The 17,488-nt window shown below is 45.0% G+C and carries 16 protein-coding genes; 12 read left to right on the plus strand and 4 right to left on the minus strand.

The features are described 5' to 3' along the window. Positions 1–138: 138 nt before the first annotated feature. From glvA to RBH91_RS04820, 3 genes are all read left to right on the plus strand, one after another. Entirely contained in the window at positions 139–1,488 is a 1,350-nt protein-coding gene (glvA, locus tag RBH91_RS04810; RefSeq protein WP_307893671.1) for a maltose-6'-phosphate glucosidase, read from the plus strand. Positions 1,489–1,604: 116 nt separating this feature from the next. Then, the gene (locus RBH91_RS04815) at positions 1,605–2,372 is read left to right on the plus strand and encodes a MurR/RpiR family transcriptional regulator (RefSeq protein WP_307894668.1); all 768 of its coding nucleotides are present in this window, start codon (positions 1,605–1,607) and stop codon (positions 2,370–2,372) included. Between the two features lie 19 nt (positions 2,373–2,391). Beyond that, on the plus strand, positions 2,392–3,984 hold the full coding sequence (locus RBH91_RS04820) for an alpha-glucoside-specific PTS transporter subunit IIBC (RefSeq protein ID WP_307893672.1): 1,593 nt from the start codon (positions 2,392–2,394) through the stop codon (positions 3,982–3,984). A gap of 105 nt (positions 3,985–4,089) precedes the next feature. Here RBH91_RS04820 and RBH91_RS04825 read toward each other — a convergent pair whose 3' ends face one another. Both RBH91_RS04825 and RBH91_RS04830 read right to left on the minus strand, forming a co-directional pair. Further along, positions 4,090–4,860 carry a hypothetical protein gene (locus tag RBH91_RS04825; protein WP_307893673.1) on the minus strand — a complete coding sequence of 257 codons (771 nt, stop codon included), beginning with the start codon at positions 4,858–4,860 and terminating at the stop codon, positions 4,090–4,092. 157 nt (positions 4,861–5,017) lie between these two features. Then, a complete protein-coding gene (locus RBH91_RS04830; protein WP_076762426.1) occupies positions 5,018–5,350 on the minus strand; it encodes a winged helix-turn-helix transcriptional regulator in 333 nt (110 codons plus the stop codon). A gap of 235 nt (positions 5,351–5,585) precedes the next feature. Between RBH91_RS04830 and RBH91_RS04835 the strand changes: the two genes are divergently transcribed. From RBH91_RS04835 to RBH91_RS04850, 4 genes are all read left to right on the plus strand, one after another. Then, entirely contained in the window at positions 5,586–6,008 is a 423-nt protein-coding gene (locus tag RBH91_RS04835) for a DoxX family protein (RefSeq protein ID WP_307893674.1), read from the plus strand. Between the two features lie 25 nt (positions 6,009–6,033). After that, a complete protein-coding gene (locus RBH91_RS04840; protein WP_307893675.1) occupies positions 6,034–6,897 on the plus strand; it encodes a VOC family protein in 864 nt (287 codons plus the stop codon). 171 nt (positions 6,898–7,068) lie between these two features. Beyond that, complete coding sequence (locus RBH91_RS04845; protein ID WP_307893676.1) at positions 7,069–8,664, plus strand: glycoside hydrolase family 43 protein; 1,596 nt, start codon at positions 7,069–7,071, stop codon at positions 8,662–8,664. Then, positions 8,661–10,208: a glycoside hydrolase family 43 protein gene (locus RBH91_RS04850; protein WP_307893677.1), complete on the plus strand. Its 1,548-nt coding sequence runs from the start codon at positions 8,661–8,663 to the stop codon at positions 10,206–10,208. Before RBH91_RS04845 ends, RBH91_RS04850 begins: the two co-directional genes overlap by 4 nt. Here RBH91_RS04850 and RBH91_RS04855 read toward each other — a convergent pair. Next, positions 10,205–11,050, minus strand: coding sequence for an AraC family transcriptional regulator (locus RBH91_RS04855; RefSeq protein WP_076762431.1), 846 nt, complete (start codon positions 11,048–11,050; stop codon positions 10,205–10,207). The two genes, RBH91_RS04850 and RBH91_RS04855, sit on opposite strands and share 4 nt — an antisense overlap. Positions 11,051–11,103: 53 nt before the next feature. On the opposite strand from RBH91_RS04855, the gene RBH91_RS04860 reads away from it, so the two are divergent. Continuing rightward, positions 11,104–12,579: an extracellular solute-binding protein gene (locus RBH91_RS04860; RefSeq protein WP_307893678.1), complete on the plus strand. Its 1,476-nt coding sequence runs from the start codon at positions 11,104–11,106 to the stop codon at positions 12,577–12,579. 57 nt (positions 12,580–12,636) lie between these two features. Here the strand turns inward: RBH91_RS04860 and RBH91_RS04865 are convergent, their stop codons facing one another. After that, positions 12,637–12,876: a hypothetical protein gene (locus tag RBH91_RS04865; RefSeq protein WP_307893679.1), complete on the minus strand. Its 240-nt coding sequence runs from the start codon at positions 12,874–12,876 to the stop codon at positions 12,637–12,639. A 42-nt stretch (positions 12,877–12,918) separates the two neighbouring features. Here RBH91_RS04865 and RBH91_RS04870 point away from each other — a divergent pair, with 42 nt between their 5' ends. From RBH91_RS04870 to mprF, 4 genes are all read left to right on the plus strand, one after another. Further along, positions 12,919–13,497: an NAD(P)H-dependent oxidoreductase gene (locus RBH91_RS04870; protein WP_307893680.1), complete on the plus strand. Its 579-nt coding sequence runs from the start codon at positions 12,919–12,921 to the stop codon at positions 13,495–13,497. Positions 13,498–13,510: 13 nt separating this feature from the next. After that, a complete protein-coding gene (locus RBH91_RS04875) occupies positions 13,511–14,131 on the plus strand; it encodes an NUDIX hydrolase (protein WP_307893681.1) in 621 nt (206 codons plus the stop codon). A gap of 7 nt (positions 14,132–14,138) precedes the next feature. Continuing rightward, the gene (locus RBH91_RS04880; RefSeq protein WP_404802476.1) at positions 14,139–14,675 is read left to right on the plus strand and encodes a YfiT family bacillithiol transferase; all 537 of its coding nucleotides are present in this window, start codon (positions 14,139–14,141) and stop codon (positions 14,673–14,675) included. Between the two features lie 200 nt (positions 14,676–14,875). Beyond that, a complete protein-coding gene (gene mprF / locus RBH91_RS04885; protein ID WP_307893683.1) occupies positions 14,876–17,428 on the plus strand; it encodes a bifunctional lysylphosphatidylglycerol flippase/synthetase MprF in 2,553 nt (850 codons plus the stop codon). The last annotated feature ends 60 nt before the right edge of the window (positions 17,429–17,488 follow it).

Below are 17,488 nucleotides of genomic sequence, written 5' to 3' on the forward strand. Positions count from 1 at the left end.
GGATAGACCGGGAAAGTTCCCGCATTTCGGGAAAATAAACAGAACGCGATTATAGGAACTGTCTTCTCCGAACCTGTTGGATGCCGAAAGCAAGCGTGATATAAGTAAATTGTAAACGCTTATAAGGGGGCTTTAAACATGAATAAATCTTATTCAATTGTCATCGCAGGTGGAGGAAGCACGTTTACCCCAGGCATTGTATTGATGCTGCTGGACAATCTCGAGGATTTCCCAATCCGCCAGCTCAAGCTTTATGATAATGATGGAGAGCGTCAAAACAAGATAGCGGGCGCATGTGAAGTATTGATTAAAGAAAGGGCGCCGCATATTCAGTTTTTGGCAACAACTGATCCTAAAGAGGCGTTTTCTGATGTTGATTTTGTGATGGCCCATATCAGGGTAGGAAAATACGCGATGCGCGAGCTTGATGAAAAAATTCCTCTTAAATACGGAGTGGTCGGCCAAGAAACATGCGGACCCGGCGGCATCGCTTACGGCATGAGATCTATTGGCGGAGTCCTTGAACTCATTGATTATATGGAGACTTATTCACCAGATGCGTGGATGCTGAACTATTCCAATCCGGCAGCCATTGTCGCAGAAGCGACAAGAAGACTGCGGCCGACATCAAAGGTGTTAAATATTTGTGATATGCCGATCGGCATTGAAGACAGAATGGCTCAGATCCTCGGGCTGTCTTCACGGAAAGAGATGGTTGTCCGTTATTACGGCCTCAATCACTTCGGCTGGTGGACGTCAATTTGCGATAAAAACGGAAATGATCTGATGCCGGCGATTCAGGAACATGTCCGGAAATTCGGCTATATTCCAAAAGATGAACATGAACAGGCAGAGGCAAGCTGGAATGATACATTCAAAAAAGCGCGGGAAGTATACCAGCTTGATCCTGAAACACTTCCAAACACGTATTTGCAATATTATTTCTATCCGGAAGATATGGTCAAAAAATCCAACCCTGAGCATACCAGAGCCAATGAGGTAATGGAGGGACGGGAAACATTCATTTTCAGCGAATGCGAAAAAATCGTCAGAGCGCAATCAAGCGCAGACAGCCAAATAAAAATCGATGACCATGCTTCATATATCGTCGACCTTGCACGGGCGCTCGCATATAATACCGGGGAACGGATGCTTTTAATTGTCGAGAACAATGGAGCGATCGAAAACTTTGACCCGACGGCAATGGTTGAAGTGCCTTGTCTTGTTGGAAAGAATGGTCCCGAGCCGATCACCGTCGGGAAAATTCCGCAATTCCAAAAAGGTTTGATGGAGCAGCAAGTATCCGTTGAAAAGCTTGTTGTTGAAGGATGGGTTGAAAAATCGTATCAAAAGCTATGGCAGGCGCTGATCTTGTCGCGGACGGTTCCAAATGCCAGAACCGCAAAATTGATTTTAGACGACCTCATTGAAGCGAACAAAGAGTATTGGCCGGAATTGACTGAGAAAAGCCTTCAGCCGTTGTTGTAATGTTTCCCAATGCCGGCGGCCCGCCCAGCTGGGGAGCGCCGCCGGTTAATCCAGGCATATCTCCTCATTTATTCTCGTATTTTATATAATAGAGATAAATGAGGTGAAGAAAGATGATGCAATTGGAAGAACTGATGAACAAACATTATAAAAAACTGAATGAAAATGACTTTCATATTTTGAAATATATTTTAAATCATCAAGGTACTTGCTACAAGCTGGGCATAAATGAACTGGCTAAAAAGTGCAATGTATCCCGCACGTCTATTTTAAGGCTTTCTCAAAAGCTTGATTTCAGCGGTTACAGCGAATTTCGCGTGTTTTTGAAATGGGAAGCCGAGAAACAGGAAGAGGAGCGGGAAGACTGCCGTTCTTTCGAAAGCCTGATGAGAGATATGGAGTCCAGCATTAAATATTTGAAAAATACGGATATGCGGAATATATGCAAGCTCATTGATGAAGCCGACCGAATTTTTGTCTACGGTTCCGGCACCGCGCAAACGTCGTGCGCCCTTGAGCTGCAGCGAATGTTTATTTCCCAGCACCGCTATTTGACGGTGATCAGAGATCAGATCGAATTTGAACTGATGCTTCCTGATTTGAGCACGGACGACCTTATCATCATCATTTCGCTTTCAGGTGAAACCCCGTCGCTGATTCCGCAAGCGCAAACATTGTCTGCAAGAGGCATTCCTTTTATCTCTTTGACCAATTTGAAAAATAATCTGCTCGCTCAATTAACGCCTTACAATCTCTATGCAACAAGCCAGGCAGTAACAGTTTATCCGAAAACAGAACTGCTCGCTTTTGCTCCCTTTTTTCTCGTCGGGGAAGCGTTGTTTCGCAGTTATGTCGATTATGCTGAAGAAAAGAAAATTCAGTAATAACAGGGGGGAATTCACATTGATGCAAAAAGTGCAGCGGTTCGGAAGCGCCATGTTTGTTCCGGTTTTGCTATTTGCTTTTGCGGGAATTGTCGTGGGGCTCAGCACTTTATTTAAAAATGAGCAGTTAATGGGGGCGATTGCCGCACCTGATACCTTTTGGTATCAATTCTGGTTTGTCATTGAAGAAGGGGGCTGGACCGTTTTTAGGCAAATGCCGCTGCTGTTCGCGGTCGGCATTCCGATCGCATTGGCGAAGAAGGCTCAGGCGCGCGCCTGTTTGGAAGCGCTTACTACCTATTTGACCTTCAACTATTTTGTCAGCGCCATTCTGACCGTCTGGGGCGATTTTTTCGGTGTGGACATGAGTCAGGAGGCCGGAGGAACGAGCGGACTTGCAGAAATTGCCGGCATCAAAACGCTTGATACGAACATCATTGGCGCCATCTTAATTTCTTCAATTGTCGTTTATATCCACAATCGCTACTTTGATAAAAAGCTGCCCGACTTTTTGGGCATTTTTCAAGGGTCTTCATATGTTGTTATCATTTCATTTGCCGTCATGCTCCCGGTGGCTTTGGCAACAGCATTCGTTTGGCCGATGGTCCAAGGAGGCATAGCCTCTCTGCAAACTTTTCTTGTGGGATCGGGTGCATTTGGCGTATGGGTTTACACGTTCCTTGAAAGGATTTTGATTCCGACGGGGCTACACCATTTTATCTACACGCCTTTTCTTTTCGGTCCGGCTGTTGTCGAAGGCGGGATTGTCACCCATTGGGCCCAGCACCTCGGTGAATACGCTGCAAGCACGCAGTCTCTCAAGGAACTGTTTCCGCAAGGCGGGTTCGCGCTTCACGGAAACTCAAAGATCTTCGGTATCCTTGGAATTGCGCTCGCCATCTATGTGACGGCGAAAAAGGAGAAGAAAAAAATCGTAGCGGGTCTGCTCATTCCGATTACCTTGACGGCCATGGTAGCCGGCATCACCGAGCCGATTGAGTTTACCTTTTTATTCATCTCGCCTTTGCTGTTTTTTGTTCACAGCCTTTTAGCGGCTTCGATGGCAACGCTGATGTATGTATCAGGGGTTGTCGGAAATATGGGCGGAGGTTTAATCGAAATTTTGACGCTCAACTGGATTCCGCTCTTTCATCAGCACGGAAGCACTTATCTTTTTCAAATATTGATCGGTCTGTCATTTACGGTCATCTACTTCTTCGTATTCAGGTTTTTGATTTTAAAAATGAATATCGCGACTCCTGGTCGTGAAAAAGACCAGGAGCAAGAAACAAAGTTTTATTCAAAACAAGACTACAAGGCAAAAAAGCATTCCGAAAAAGAGGTGTCTGCGGCTCAGGAAGTTGATGCGGTTCAGGATCAGGCTGTCCTCTGCGTCCAGGCACTTGGCGGGAAAGAAAACATAGCCGAAGTGACAAATTGTGCAACAAGACTGAGAGTCAGTGTGTACGACGAGTCAAAAGTGGAACCGGACAGCGTATTCAAGTCTTTTGGCGCTCACGGTGTCGTCAGGAATGGAAAGGCTTTGCAAATTATTATCGGCCTTTCGGTTCCGCAGGTCCGTGAAAGGGTTGAGAAGCTGCTGATAGACTGACAATTCAGCGAAGAAAAAATGCTGCTGCCTTTTGTAATGAAATTCTATTTTAATTATAGAGCGTCTTCTAGAACTCAAGGCTAAAAGCAGCTTCTTTCGACACATTTAAGCCTCAAACTTTAACTTTTCTATATCTCGTTTACTTGCCGCCAATTCTTTGGTCATTTCAGTTAGATTATGATCAAAGAAGGCGGTTTTTTTAAATAACTCTTTGAATTTTTTTCCCGTATCCATTTTGAATGCGATCAGTTCGGCGTGGGTCTTCTCTTGAGCCTCTTTCATCGCTTGAAACATTGAAAATATCTCGGTTTTAAAAGATTGAAAACGTTCTTGATGTGCCAGGGTATCGGCTTTGAAAGCATTGAAATGTTCTTGATGTGACAAGGTCTCGGTTTTAAAAGAGTTAAATTCTTGTTTAAATGAGGACAGGTCTTTTTTCAGGTCGCCGACTTCGCTTTTAACGGAGGAAAGACCGTTTTTCAGATCGCCGACTTCCCCTTTAACAGAGGAAAGATCTTTTTTCAGACCGAAAACTTCACTTTTAACCAATGAAAGGTCTTCTTTCAGACCGCTGACTTCGCTTTTAACAGAGGAAAGATCTTTCTTCAGACCGCTGACTTCGCTTTTAACAGAGGAAAGATCTTTCTTCAGCTCACCAATCTCGCTTTTGACGGAAGACAGGTCTTTTTTGATAAAACTGACTTCGGTTTTAACAGAAGCAAGCTCTGTCTTCAGACCGCCGACTTCCCCTTTAACAGAGGACAGGTCTTTTTGAATCAAACCGACTTCATCTTTAATCAAAATAAGCTCTTTTTTAAAGGGAAGAAGCTCTTCTCTGAATACGTTTCTAATGGTTTGTTCGAGTGCTGGACTCATTTTTTCGCCTCCTTTCAGCTCTTCAAATATATCATGAATTGAAATACAGCAGAAAAGGAGAAACGGTATTTTAGCGGTATGAAAGCGTATAATTGACTAAAGGAAAAACTAAAAACGGCCAAACAAAAAGGCAATGCAGATGCTTGCCTTTTTTAGTTTATTTATTTTCTTTTGGGTCACTGAGTTCAACCCATTCCTGTGACCATTCTTCCATTCCTTTAAGGACCGATTCAAGAGCCTGTCCTTTTTCGGTCAAAGAGTACTCAATCCGTACAGGGGTTTCAGGGTATACGTGCCGGTGAATGATGCCTTCATGCTCGAGTTCTTTTAATCTTTCTGATAACAGCCTCCCGCTTATGGGAAGGGACGATTCTATATGACAAAACCGCTGCGGGCCGTTAAGTAGCTGGTAAATGATTAATCCGTTCCAGCGCTGACTTATCATTTTCATTCCTTTTTCAAATTTGGGACATAAAGATGATAGGCTCATATTTCTCACCTCTCTAGGTATATTATAACGGTATATCAATGAATGAGCAAAGATCATAAAATGTCTTGACGTAAGTTTGTTATTTATATATACTAACTTACACAAAGTAAGTGACGAACGAAAAAAGGAGGACTTTACCGTCTCATGCTGATGATATGTTGATAGATAGATAAGGTTGGAAGCTTGTCATAGTGATTGGTTTTGTCAAAAAAAAATTAAAAAAGAGGAGAAAATGATGAATAACAAATATGAAATTGGTGCATTGATTTTACGATTGGTTACAGGACTTACATTTTTGCTTCACGGTATTTCCAAGTTTCAAGGCGGTATTGAAAATACTGTAGGATTTTTCAGCAATATTGGAATTCCGGGGTTTCTTGCTTATGTCGTAGCGATTATCGAACTTGCTGGAGGAGCCTTGATGATTCTCGGCCTTGGTACGCGAATCATTGGCGTCTTATTTGCGCTTGTGATGATCGGAGCTATTTTCACAGTGAAGCTTTCTGCCGGTTTTATGGGAACTGACGGAGGGGCGGGCTATGAATTTGATTTAACACTGCTCGCGATGTCTGTTTACCTTGCTTTAAACGGAAGCGGCCTGCTGTCTCTGGACAGTTTGTTCCGTGCTAATCGGCAAGAAGAATTGTCTTTAGATTAAAAAAGCAGGAAAGAAGGAAAAACCGATGACCCAGCAAATACATTCAAACATAGAGCTAGGCTATGTCAAACTGAAGGTGACCAGCCTTGAAAGATCCATCTCCTTTTACAGGGACTTTATCGGTTTTCAAATCTTAAAGCTGGGCGAAAAAACAGCTGAATTCACGGTGGACGGCATGGAGCCGCTCCTGGTAATTGAAGAAATTCCAAACGCCGTCGTGCTCCCTGAAAGATCGGCGGCAGGCCTTTATCATTTTGCTATTTTGCTGCCAACCCGTAAAGATCTCGGGGCGGCCGTGAAGCATTTGATCCGTTCCGGCATTGAAATTGGCCAGGGAGACCACCTTGTCAGTGAGGCGTTTTATTTGCAGGACCCGGATCAAAACGGAATCGAAATCTACCGGGACCGTCCGCGTGAAGGGTGGAAGCGTGATGACCAAGGGCATTATGTGATGGGAACGGAGCCTGTTGATGTGAGCGGCCTTCTCGATGAAGCCAAAGATCAGGAATGGAAAGGGCTCCCCCCGGAAACAAAGATCGGCCACGTGCATTTTCACGTCAGGGATTTAACACTGGCGAAAGATTTTTACCACTCTGTGCTGGGCTTTGATATAACAGGGGATTATCAAAACATGTCAGCGCTTTTTGTGTCTGCGGGCGGCTACCACCATCACATCGGATTAAATCTATGGGCTGGACGCCACGCGCCATTTGCTCCCGCGAATGCCGCCGGAATGGCATATTATACGATTCTTTTGCCGAATGAAGCCGAGCTTGACAGTGTCTTGAAAAAGCTTGAAAGCTCCGGCCGTATTGCTGAGAAAAAAGCAGACGCATGGTTTGTCAAAGATCCGGCTTCAGGTGTTGATATTAGATTGACGGTTCAGTAAAGGTGAAACAATGTTTCACCTTTTTTTATTGCTCATTTTTAATCATAAAGGACAAAAAAAGCAAAGAATGAGAAAAACAGACATCTAAAACAAAGATTTAGAATTCGCAGTTGTGCTAACATGAACTCGCAAATTGTTTTTATTTGGAAGGTTCAAAAGGGGTGAGAATTGGTGGCAAGACAGTTGACTGAAGAGCTGAAACATAAGTCTGTTTGGAATCCGAACATTGGAAGCGGGCGCTTTCGCAATCCCGTTCTTTTTAAGGATTACTCAGATCCTGATATCGTTCGGAAAGGCAAAGATTTTTTCATGGCGGCTTCAAGTTTTTCCAGTTTTCCAGGTATTCCGATTTTGCACTCGACCGACCTGGTTAATTGGACATTAATCAGCCACGTGTTTGACAAACTGCCTTTTAAAGATTATGAATTACCTGCTCATGGAAAAGGGGCGTGGGCGCCAAGCATCCGTTATTATCGAGGCGAATTTTGGGTCTATTTTGCCACCCCTGATGAAGGGATATTTATGAGCAAAACAAAGGACCCGTTTCACGGCTGGGAACCTCTTGTGCACGTAAAAGAAACGAAAGGCTGGATCGATCCCTGCCCGTTTTGGGATGATGATGGAAGAGCTTATTTGATACACGCGTATGCCAACAGCAGAATCGGCATTAAGAGCAAATTAAATTTATGCAGAATGAAAAAGGACGGGACGGCCTTGGAAGACGATGGGGAAATTGTTTTTGACGGGAGACTCAACCACCCTACGATTGAAGGGCCAAAGCTTTATAAAAAGGAAGGCTATTATTATATTTTCGCTCCGGCCGGCGGGGTGAAGAACGGCTGGCAGACGGTTCTGCGGAGCAGGCAGATTTACGGTCCTTATGAAGATAAGATTGTCCTTCACCAAGGAAACACGGTCATCAACGGTCCGCACCAGGGGGGCTGGGTTGAGCTTGATTCAGGGGAGTCGTGGTTTATTCATTTTCAAGATCGCGGGGCCTTCGGAAGGATTGTCCACCTCCAGCCTGTCAGCTGGGAAGACGGCTGGCCGTTGATGGGCAAAGACATCAATAAGGATGGAATCGGCGAACCGGTTTTGGAGTGGCAAAAACCGAAGACGAATAGCGAAGATTTGAAAGAGCCTTTTGATCAGGCCAGTGATGATTTTTCTTCGGAAAATCTTGCCCTTCAATGGCAATGGGAAGCCAATCCTAAGCAAGAGTGGTATTCCCTTGATGCCAGACCGGGCCGCCTTCGTTTGTACAGCCGCCGTTCTGTTCATCGTTTCAAGCTTAGCCGAATTCCGAATCTTCTCATGCAGAAATTTTCCGGACCAAGCTTTACAGCCACAATCAAACTGTCGTTATGCGCTTTGTCAGAAACCATCAGAGCCGGACTGGCGGTCATGGGAAAAGAATATGCGTCCCTCTGCTTTTCAAAAGGAGAAAACGGTCTGTATAAGCTTGGTGTGTATACAGGCCGAATCGAAGATGATCTAGAAGACATTAAAACAGAGGAGCACCCGGTTTCAAAGGAGACAGTCTATCTTCGCGTGACAGTCAGTGAAGAAGCGGAATGCCGTTTCAGCTACAGCATCGACCAGCATCATTTCACACAAGTCGGAGATCCATTTCAAGCCGTTCCCGGATTGTGGACGGGAGCCAAAGTGGGAATGTACTGTGTCAATGCCGGCACAGACGGACCGGATGGCAGCTACTGTGACATCGATTGGTTTATCGCTGAGCCGGAAAGGCGGGGACATAAATGAATCATGGCAGGCTATATACGAATCCCGTCTTAACGGGTTTTCATCCAGATCCGTCAATCATTAGGGTCGGAGATGACTATTTCATGGTGAATTCAACCTTTCAGTATTTCCCGGCGATTGTCATTTCACATTCAAAGGATTTGGTGAATTGGAAGATTATTGGACACGGCATCACTGAAAATGACGGATTGGATCTTTCTGATATCAAAGATTCACACGGCATTTGGGCGCCTGATATATCGTATCACAACGGAACTTACTACATTTTTGCGACGCACAGACTGAACGGTCCGACCGTGATCAATGGCAAAAAACTGATCCGCAGGCAGATTGTGATCAAGTCGAGAAGGCCTGAAGGGCCGTATTCAAAGCCCGTTTTTATAGATGAAGGCAGCGGTATCGATCCTTCACACTTTGTCGATGATGATGGGAAACATTATATGCTGCTCAGTCCGGCTTGCACGCTCTTTCCTTTAAATGATGAATGCACAGAAATTATCGGTGAACCGGTGCAGATTTGGGAAGGAACGGGAAGAAGAGCCCCGGAAGGCCCGCATCTTCTGCGAACGAACGGATATTATTATGCCATTTTGGCAGAGGGAGGGACCGGCTATGGCCACACGATCACGACCGCCCGCTCAAAACATTTGTACGGCCCGTATGAGCCATGCCCGTATAATCCGATTTTGACCCAGGCTGATCCTGAGGCGCCGATTCAGAGAGCCGGCCACGGAAAGCTCGTCAAAACGCATAACGGCGAGTGGTGGGTTCTTTATCTTTGCGGCCGTCCCAATGAAGGAAACTTTACAACTCTTGGCAGAGAAACCGCATTGGACCCCGTTCAATGGAAGGAAGACGACTGGTTTGTCATCAACAGCCTAAACGGCCCCAGTCTTATTCAAACAGCGCCGAATCTTCCTGAAGTCATATGGGATGAAAAGAATATCGATGATTTCCAGGAATCATCGCTTGATCTGCAGTGGCAGTTTGTCAGAAATCCAGATCCGTGCGGCTGGTCGCTCACTGAAAGACCGGGCTTTCTCAGACTTTGGACAGGTGATGCTGATTTGCACGACCTTCAGGCGAAAAATACCGTTGTCAGAAGGGAAAAGCACCACCAATACAGCGCAACCGTGAAATTGGATTTTGCTCCTTCGGAAAACGGAGAGCAAGCGGGCCTCACCTGTTATTACAGCACGAACAACTTTTTAAAATGCTGTCTGATCTATGAAGACCGTTTGAAAATCAAGGTGGTTGAAAACCGAAACGGCGTTTTGAAAACGCTGGGGGAACAAAACGCAAAAGAAGGCCCGGTATTCTTAAAAGCCGTCATGAATAAACAGAGGAGAGCTTTTTATTTTAGCTATGAAGAAAAACATTGGCATCACGCCGTTTCTATAGAAAACGCGAGCTTTTTAAGCGATGAGGGTTCGCGCGATCCAAAAGGCCATACAGGAACAATGGTCGGGATGTACGCCAACAACGGCGGGAGCGGGAGAAGGCTTGCTGCTGATTTTGATTGGTTCGGCTATACGCCGTTTTAAATATCCCTGCTTTTTTTTCGGTATTGAAGCGGCGGGATGCCGACGATGTCTTTAAAGACTTTATTGAAATGGCTGATATGTTTAAACCCGGTTTCTTCAGCGATATTCAAGATCTTCTCGTCCGTGTCCCGAAGATATTTTTTCGCTTCGCGTATTCTGATGTGCCGAATATATTCAGGAAGGTGAAAGCCTGTCACTTTTTTAAACACCCTGCTTAAGTAGGAAGGGCTGATAAAAAAAAGTTCGGCCAATCCGTTTAATGTGAGCGTTTCTTGAAAGCTGTCATGAATGTATGAAGCAATTTCAGAGATTTTTTCATCCATTGGATGAAGCGGACAGGTCTCGTTTTGCCTGCCGCTGATCAGGGTTCGGTAAATGGTGAACAGCAATTGAAGCAGTAAAGCTCTGACAACATCTTCATATCCTTCTTTTTTCAGTCTGCATTCCTTCTTTATTTCCATAAGCAAATGCTCAACAGATGTCTGATCACGCAGGGTGAAGGAGACGACATTTGTACTCTCCGGAAACGGAAGGAGCGGAAAATGACTGCAATGAAGAAAAGGCTCAATGAAATCATGAGAAAAATTAATTAAGATGCGCTCAAATTCTTGAACTTCTGTACTGGAGGTTCTGTGCAGGTCATGGGGATTAATGATGATCATGCTGCCTTTTTCAGCTTTATACACGCTTTGATTGATAAAATAGGTGCGTTCTCCGTTCAGCAAATAATACAGTTCATAGCTTTCGTGGACATGTGGCGCGTTCATCTCGGTAAATCCTTTTCTTTGCATATATTGAATCGAAAAAGAATGCTCGGCGATAAAATATTTTGGATGAAGCATCGGGCATTCCTCCTTTTGAAAACGTTTTCCAATCAAGGGATGGGGGAAATCATATGAAGAGGTTTTTTTGTCTGATCTTAATTTTCGCTTTATTAGCCGGCTGTGCTCATCAGCAGCAGGCGTCAACGAAAGAGGGAGAGGTGCTTGAGCTTGACTGGCTAATCCCGCTGCACACGCCGCAGCCGCCGAAAGATAAAGCGCTGAAAATCATTGAAGAAAAAACGAATACAAAGCTTCGTCTCATCTGGGTTCCGGATTCAACAAAAGAAGAAAGGATCAATACAACGCTTGCCGGCGGAAGTATGCCTAAAATCATCACATTGCCGAATCTTGAAGATTCAGCTGTTGTAAACGCGTTGCGGTCAGGGATGTTTTGGGAAATCGGCCCGTATTTAAAAGACTATCCGAATTTGAAACATCTTGATAAAACCATTTTAAAAAATATCTCGGTTGATGGCAAAGTTTACGGAATTTATAGAGAAAGGCCTTTGGCGAGACAGGGGGTTGTGATACGAAAAGACTGGCTTGACAATCTCGGTTTGGACATGCCTGAGACCGCAGATGATATTTATCAAATAGCAAAAGCATTCACAACACATGACCCTGACCAAAATGGAAAGGATGACACGATCGGTCTTGCCGACCGCAATGATTTGACATTCGGAGCCTTCAAAACCATGGCATCATATTTAGGAGCGCCTAATGAGTGGGGGACGGACCAAGACGGGAGCCTGTTTCCCGATTTCACAAGCGGCGCTTACAAAGAGACGATGAAATATATGAAAAGGTTTTATGACGAAGGGCTGATGAACCGGGATTTTGCGGTTACAAGCAAAACGCAGCAGCAGGAATTATTCATTCAGGGAAAAGCGGGGATTTATATCGGAGCAATGAGCGACGCGATGAATCTGCGTGATCAGGGGCTTGGCTTGAACTCCGATTTTCAGCTCGATATCACAAACCGAATCAAGGGTCCGGACGGCAGAGAGCATACATGGGCGATCGGGGGCCATGGCGGAATGTTCGCCATTTCTAAATCAAGCGTCAAGACAGAAGAAGAAGTGAAGAAAATCCTCGCATTTTTTGACCGAATCGCCGAAGAAGACCTTAACAATTTAATGTTATACGGAATCGAAGGCGTCCATTATGAAAAAAAGGGAGACGATGGCTATTTTCGAAAACAAGAAAACTATCATTTATGGGAAACGGAAATTCAGCCGCTGAATCAGCTGATCGGCGTCAATAAACAATCTTTAAAAAGCGCTGAAGATCCGCTGCGCGCAAAAAACGAAAGACTTGAAGAAGACAATCGTTCCATCGCCGTCTTGAATCCGGCGGAACCGCTTTACTCTGCGGTACAGACGGCCAGGGGTACAGAATTAAAAAAGATTATCGATGATGCGACATTTCAATTTATTCTCGGGGAAATAGATGAAAAAGGCTTTGATCAGGCCGTCGGGAAATGGGAGAAACAGGGCGGCGGAGAGATGATCAGAGAGCTGAATGAGGATCGTCAGCATCAGAAATAAAATGTGAAAAACCCTTTCCTGAGCGAATGGCGGAAAGGGTTTTTGGACTGCGGACAATCACCGTACTTGCAGAACATGCGTCAATGCCTCGATCTGGCCCGCTGTATCAGCCTTTGTTTTTCCTAAATAAATCGTCTGCATGATGATGGCGTCGTTTGTACTGATGAAAAATTTCACGATTGTTTCCAGCGGCTGAAGAGGATGAAATTCACCGCTGTCCGTGCCTTTCTGCAACAGTTCTGTGAAATAGCTGACAATATCCAAGTGTAAATTCTTTAAATATTTTGAAATAAACAATATAATTCCATAAGAGAAAGAGGATCACAGAGGAGGAACCAGATGCAAACAGCCGTCATTTACGCACACCCCAATCCAAACAGTTTCAATGGCGCCATTTTAAATCAGGTCGTAAAAGCCCTTGAGGATGGAAAGAAGTCTTATACTGTCATCGATTTGTATAAAGAGCGGTTTGATCCCGTTCTTATATTTAATGAGCAAAAAAGGCGGTCTGAAATGAAAAACGATCCGGAAACAGCGGAATACCGGAACATCATCAAAAACGCGGATCACCTCATTTTCATTTATCCGCTCTGGTGGGGAGGAATGCCGGCGATTTTAAAAGGCTTCATAGACCGCGTGTTTGTTTCCGGTGAAGCCTATACATATCAAGGAAAGCTGCCAAAAGGATTGCTGAAGGCGCGCAAGGCTTCGGTTTACTATACGGCTGACGCTCCTGGCTGGTACTTGCGGCTTTGGCGGCGTGATGCGGATTGGATTACAGCAAAAGACGCCATTTTAAAATTTTGCGGTGTACGCCAAGTGAGGCGCATGCTGTTTCCGAGTGTAAAGGTTAGCTCAGAGGAAAAACGGAAAAAATGGCTTGATCGCGTATATCGGTCGGCATCATTTGAAGGGTGAGGTGTTTTAGCAGATGACAAAGAATCTGAAATGGCTGGACTGGGCAAAGGAAATGCAGGCAATTGCCCAAGCGGGGCTTGCCTATACAAAAGATGAATTTGATAAAGAACGCTTTGAGCGACTTCGCGACTTAAGCTGTGAAATCATCGCTGAGCATTCAGATGCCGGTTTTTTAAAAGTGAAAGACCTTTTTGCAGGCGAGTCAGGCTATCAAACGCCTAAAGTTGATGTCAGAGCCGTCATTTTTAAAGAAGAGCAGCTGCTCTTCGTACAGGAAAAAGCAGACGGGAAATGGGCGCTGCCGGGAGGATGGGCCGACATCGGACTTTCTCCGAAAGAAATCGCCGTCAAGGAAACGCTTGAAGAGACAGGCTTTAAAGTACAAGCGCAAAAGCTTTTAGCTGTCATGGATAAAAAATGCCACAATCATCCGCCTTCCGCATTTCATGTGTATAAAATGTTTATAGCCTGTGACATTGTTGGCGGAGAGGCTGCCGCCGGAATGGAAACGAAAAACATCGGTTTTTTCCCGCTGGAGCACTTGCCTGAATTATCAGAAGCCAGAAATACATATGAGCAGATCAAATTTCTGTTTGAGGAAAAAAGCGATTCCGGTACTGTGTACTGTGATTAAAGGGGGAGTGACATTGGAACAGCTGAAATATCCAATCGGAGCCTTTACCGCGCCCTTTCAGATGGACAAAAGGAAACGGGCTGATTTGATTAAGGCGCTGAGGCAAGCGCCTGCATTACTGAAAGAAGCCGTGTCAGGGCTGAGTGAGACACAGTTGGACACACCTTATCGAAAAGGAGGCTGGACAGTCCGGCAAGTCGTCCATCATATCGCTGACAGCCACATCAATGGTTATCTTCGCTGTAAACTGGCATTGACGGAAAAAACGCCGCTGATCCGAACATTTGATGAACAAAAGTGGTCGGAGCTGACTGATGCAAAGACATTTGATCCACACTTGTCAATCGTGCTTTTAGAGGCGCTGCATCAGCGCTGGGCTGACCTTTTTGAAGCCTTGGAAAACGCGGATTTTGAAAAAGCGTACCTTCATCCCGACAGCCGGGAAGAGATCAGACTCTATCATGCCCTTGCACTCTATGTGTGGCATTCGAAACACCATATCGCCCATATTTCATCGCTTCGTGACAGAATGGGATGGAAATAAGAAAACGCGCCGCGGCGCGTTTTTTTATTTATAAAAGATCGTTAAAGCTGAGGTGGGGAGAGGACACCTGTGGGCACCGCTTTTTTTTGCTGGTGATTTGCAGTAAGATAATGAGGGTATCACACAATAACACCTGAAATATGCCGTTTTGTTTCAACATGTTCGGCATGCATGGATTGCGATGGAGAGAAGTGGTTTTTATGAAAAAATATGCGCTGTCAGTTTTAAGAATCGTATTTCCCGCGGCTGTTCTGCTGTTTGTCATTTATCAAGCAAAAAAAGAGCTGGCCGGTTTATCTTTTAAAGAGACATTTTTGATTATCAACAATGTGGAAAGAATCGACCTTTTTATATTGGTTTTTCTCGGCTTCGCTGCCATTGCGGCGATGTCCTTATATGACTTTGTTTTGGTTCGATCTCTTGGAATGCGGATATCCAAATGGAAAACGGTCAAGATTTCATGGATCGCCAACTCATTTAACAATGTCCTTGGCTTCGGCGGGCTGTCAGGAGCTGGCTTGCGAACGATTCTTTATAAGGAGCATGTCAGCGATGTGAAAAAGCTGATCAAAGGCATCGCATGGCTAGCTTCCTCCATTCTCCTCGGCCTCTCCGTTCTCAGCATTCTCGTCCTTGTCAGGCTGCTGCCTTCAGGAGGCCTGCTTTCTGAAAAGGCCTGGGTTCTTCTGGCTGTTGCCGGAATGGCTATGATTGCGCCGGCTGCGGCCGCTGTTTTAATCATCAGAAAGAAAAGAAGCGGCGGCATTGAAAAAGGCTTAAAGCTATCCGACTTTTTTTCGTATTTAAGTGCATCGGTTATCGAATGGCTTGCAGCTGGAACGGTGATGTATTTTTCGCTTGTGACGATGGGAATCGAGTTGGATGCCAGAACCGTGCTCGGCGTTTTTGCCATCGCTTCGGTCGGCGGAATGATCAGTCTTGTTCCCGGCGGATTCGGTTCGTTCGACCTGCTTTTTTTAATTGGCATGAACCAATTAGGGGTCGATCAAGAAATCACTTTGACTGCCGTTGTCCTTTATCGGATCGCTTATTCATTTATTCCTTTCGGGCTTGGCCTTGTTTTTGCTGCGGCTGATTTGACAGGAAATACGATGAAAAAGCTTGAGGAAAAACCGATTATTGCCCCGGCAATAGAAACGACCAACATTTTGCTGATTTTACATAGGGCATTGCTGTTCAGGCTGCTGAATGGTTCGCTTGCCGTCATTTCATTTTGCTGCGGAGCGATTGTCCTGGTTTCGGTTGCGCTGCCGATCGACAGGGTCACGCTGATACCGCATGTTTCCAAACATATGCTGACGTTTTTTAACGGCCTGTCTCTCAGCTTTGCCTTGATATTGCTGATTCTTCCGTTGGAACTCTACAGAAGGACAAAGCGTTCTTATTATATGACGCTGACCGCTTTAGCGTTTGCTTTCGTTTTCAGCCTTTTTAAAGGCTTTAATATCAGCGCGGTTTTTCTGATTCCTCTCGTATTTATTCTGTTTATTTTATTAAGAGGGCAATTCACCAGAGAGCGGACGGTATACACATTTGGGCAAATCGCATGGGGGGCATTCATCTTTCTCTTTACCCTGTTGAACTACAATATCATTGCCTCAAAGATTTGGGAGGGGCTCGGCCATATCCTGACCAGAGATTATTTTATTCACAGTGAACGGCATGTCAACTTTGCGACCGTTTTTGCTTTATTCTTTGTACCGCTGTTTTTTGCCGTATTGATCACCATATACAACAGAAAAACAAAAGAGGTTGGCGAAGAGACCGATTCTGCGAAACTGGAGAAATTTTTGCAAGAAAAAGGCGGGAATGCTTTGAGCCACTTAGGTTTTTTGGGAGACAAGCGCTTTTTTTATTCCAGCGACGGGAACGCGCTGATTCAGTTTGCCAAAATCGGCCAGCGCCTCGTTGTTCTCGGCGACCCATCCGGACTAAAGGAATCCTTTCCGCTTATTTTAAAAGAATTTCTGCATCTGGCAGATCAAAAAGGATATCTCGTCACCTTCTATCAGATTGAACGGGAAGATATGGCGCTTTACCACGACTTCGGCTACCGTTTTTTCAAGCTCGGAGAAGAGGCGATTGTCGATCTCGACACGTTTACGATCAGCGGCAAAAAACGGGCCGGCTTAAGAGCGATATACAATCGTTTTGAAAGGGAGGGGTATACGTTTCATGTCGAAGAACCTCCATTTTCCCAAGAATTCCTTCATGAACTGCGGCACATATCTGATGAATGGCTCGGACGAAAAAAAGAAAAAGGCTTTTCACTAGGGTTTTTTAAAGAAGAATATTTGCAAAAAGCGCCAATTGCTGTATTAAAAGATGAAGCAGGCGAAATCATCGCATTTATGAATATCATGCCGATGTACCGTGAAGGCGAAATGTCCATCGATTTGATGCGCTACTCGGAAAAAGCGCCAAAAGGAATCATGGATGCGCTGTTCATCTATTTATTTCAATGGGGAAAAGAGCAGGGCTACACGACATTCAATATGGGAATGGCTCCTTTATCAAATGTGGGCACATCCTTGCAGTCGTTTTGGACGGAACGGCTTGCCGCCGTAATTTTCAACAATGTCAGCTATATGTACAGTTTCAGCGGCCTGCGGTCCTTTAAAGAAAAATATAAGCCGGTATGGCGGGGGAAATATTTAGCCTACCGGAAAAACAGATCCCTTCCTGTGACGATGATTCTGGTGACAAGGCTGATTGGGAGAAGAGCGAAGTGAGAGCCGTTTGACAACGGCTCTTTTCGTTGTAAGAAGCGGCAGAAAACGATATACTGCAAA

Source organism: Bacillus swezeyi, assembly GCF_030908325.1.
Taxonomy (GTDB): domain Bacteria; phylum Bacillota; class Bacilli; order Bacillales; family Bacillaceae; genus Bacillus; species Bacillus swezeyi.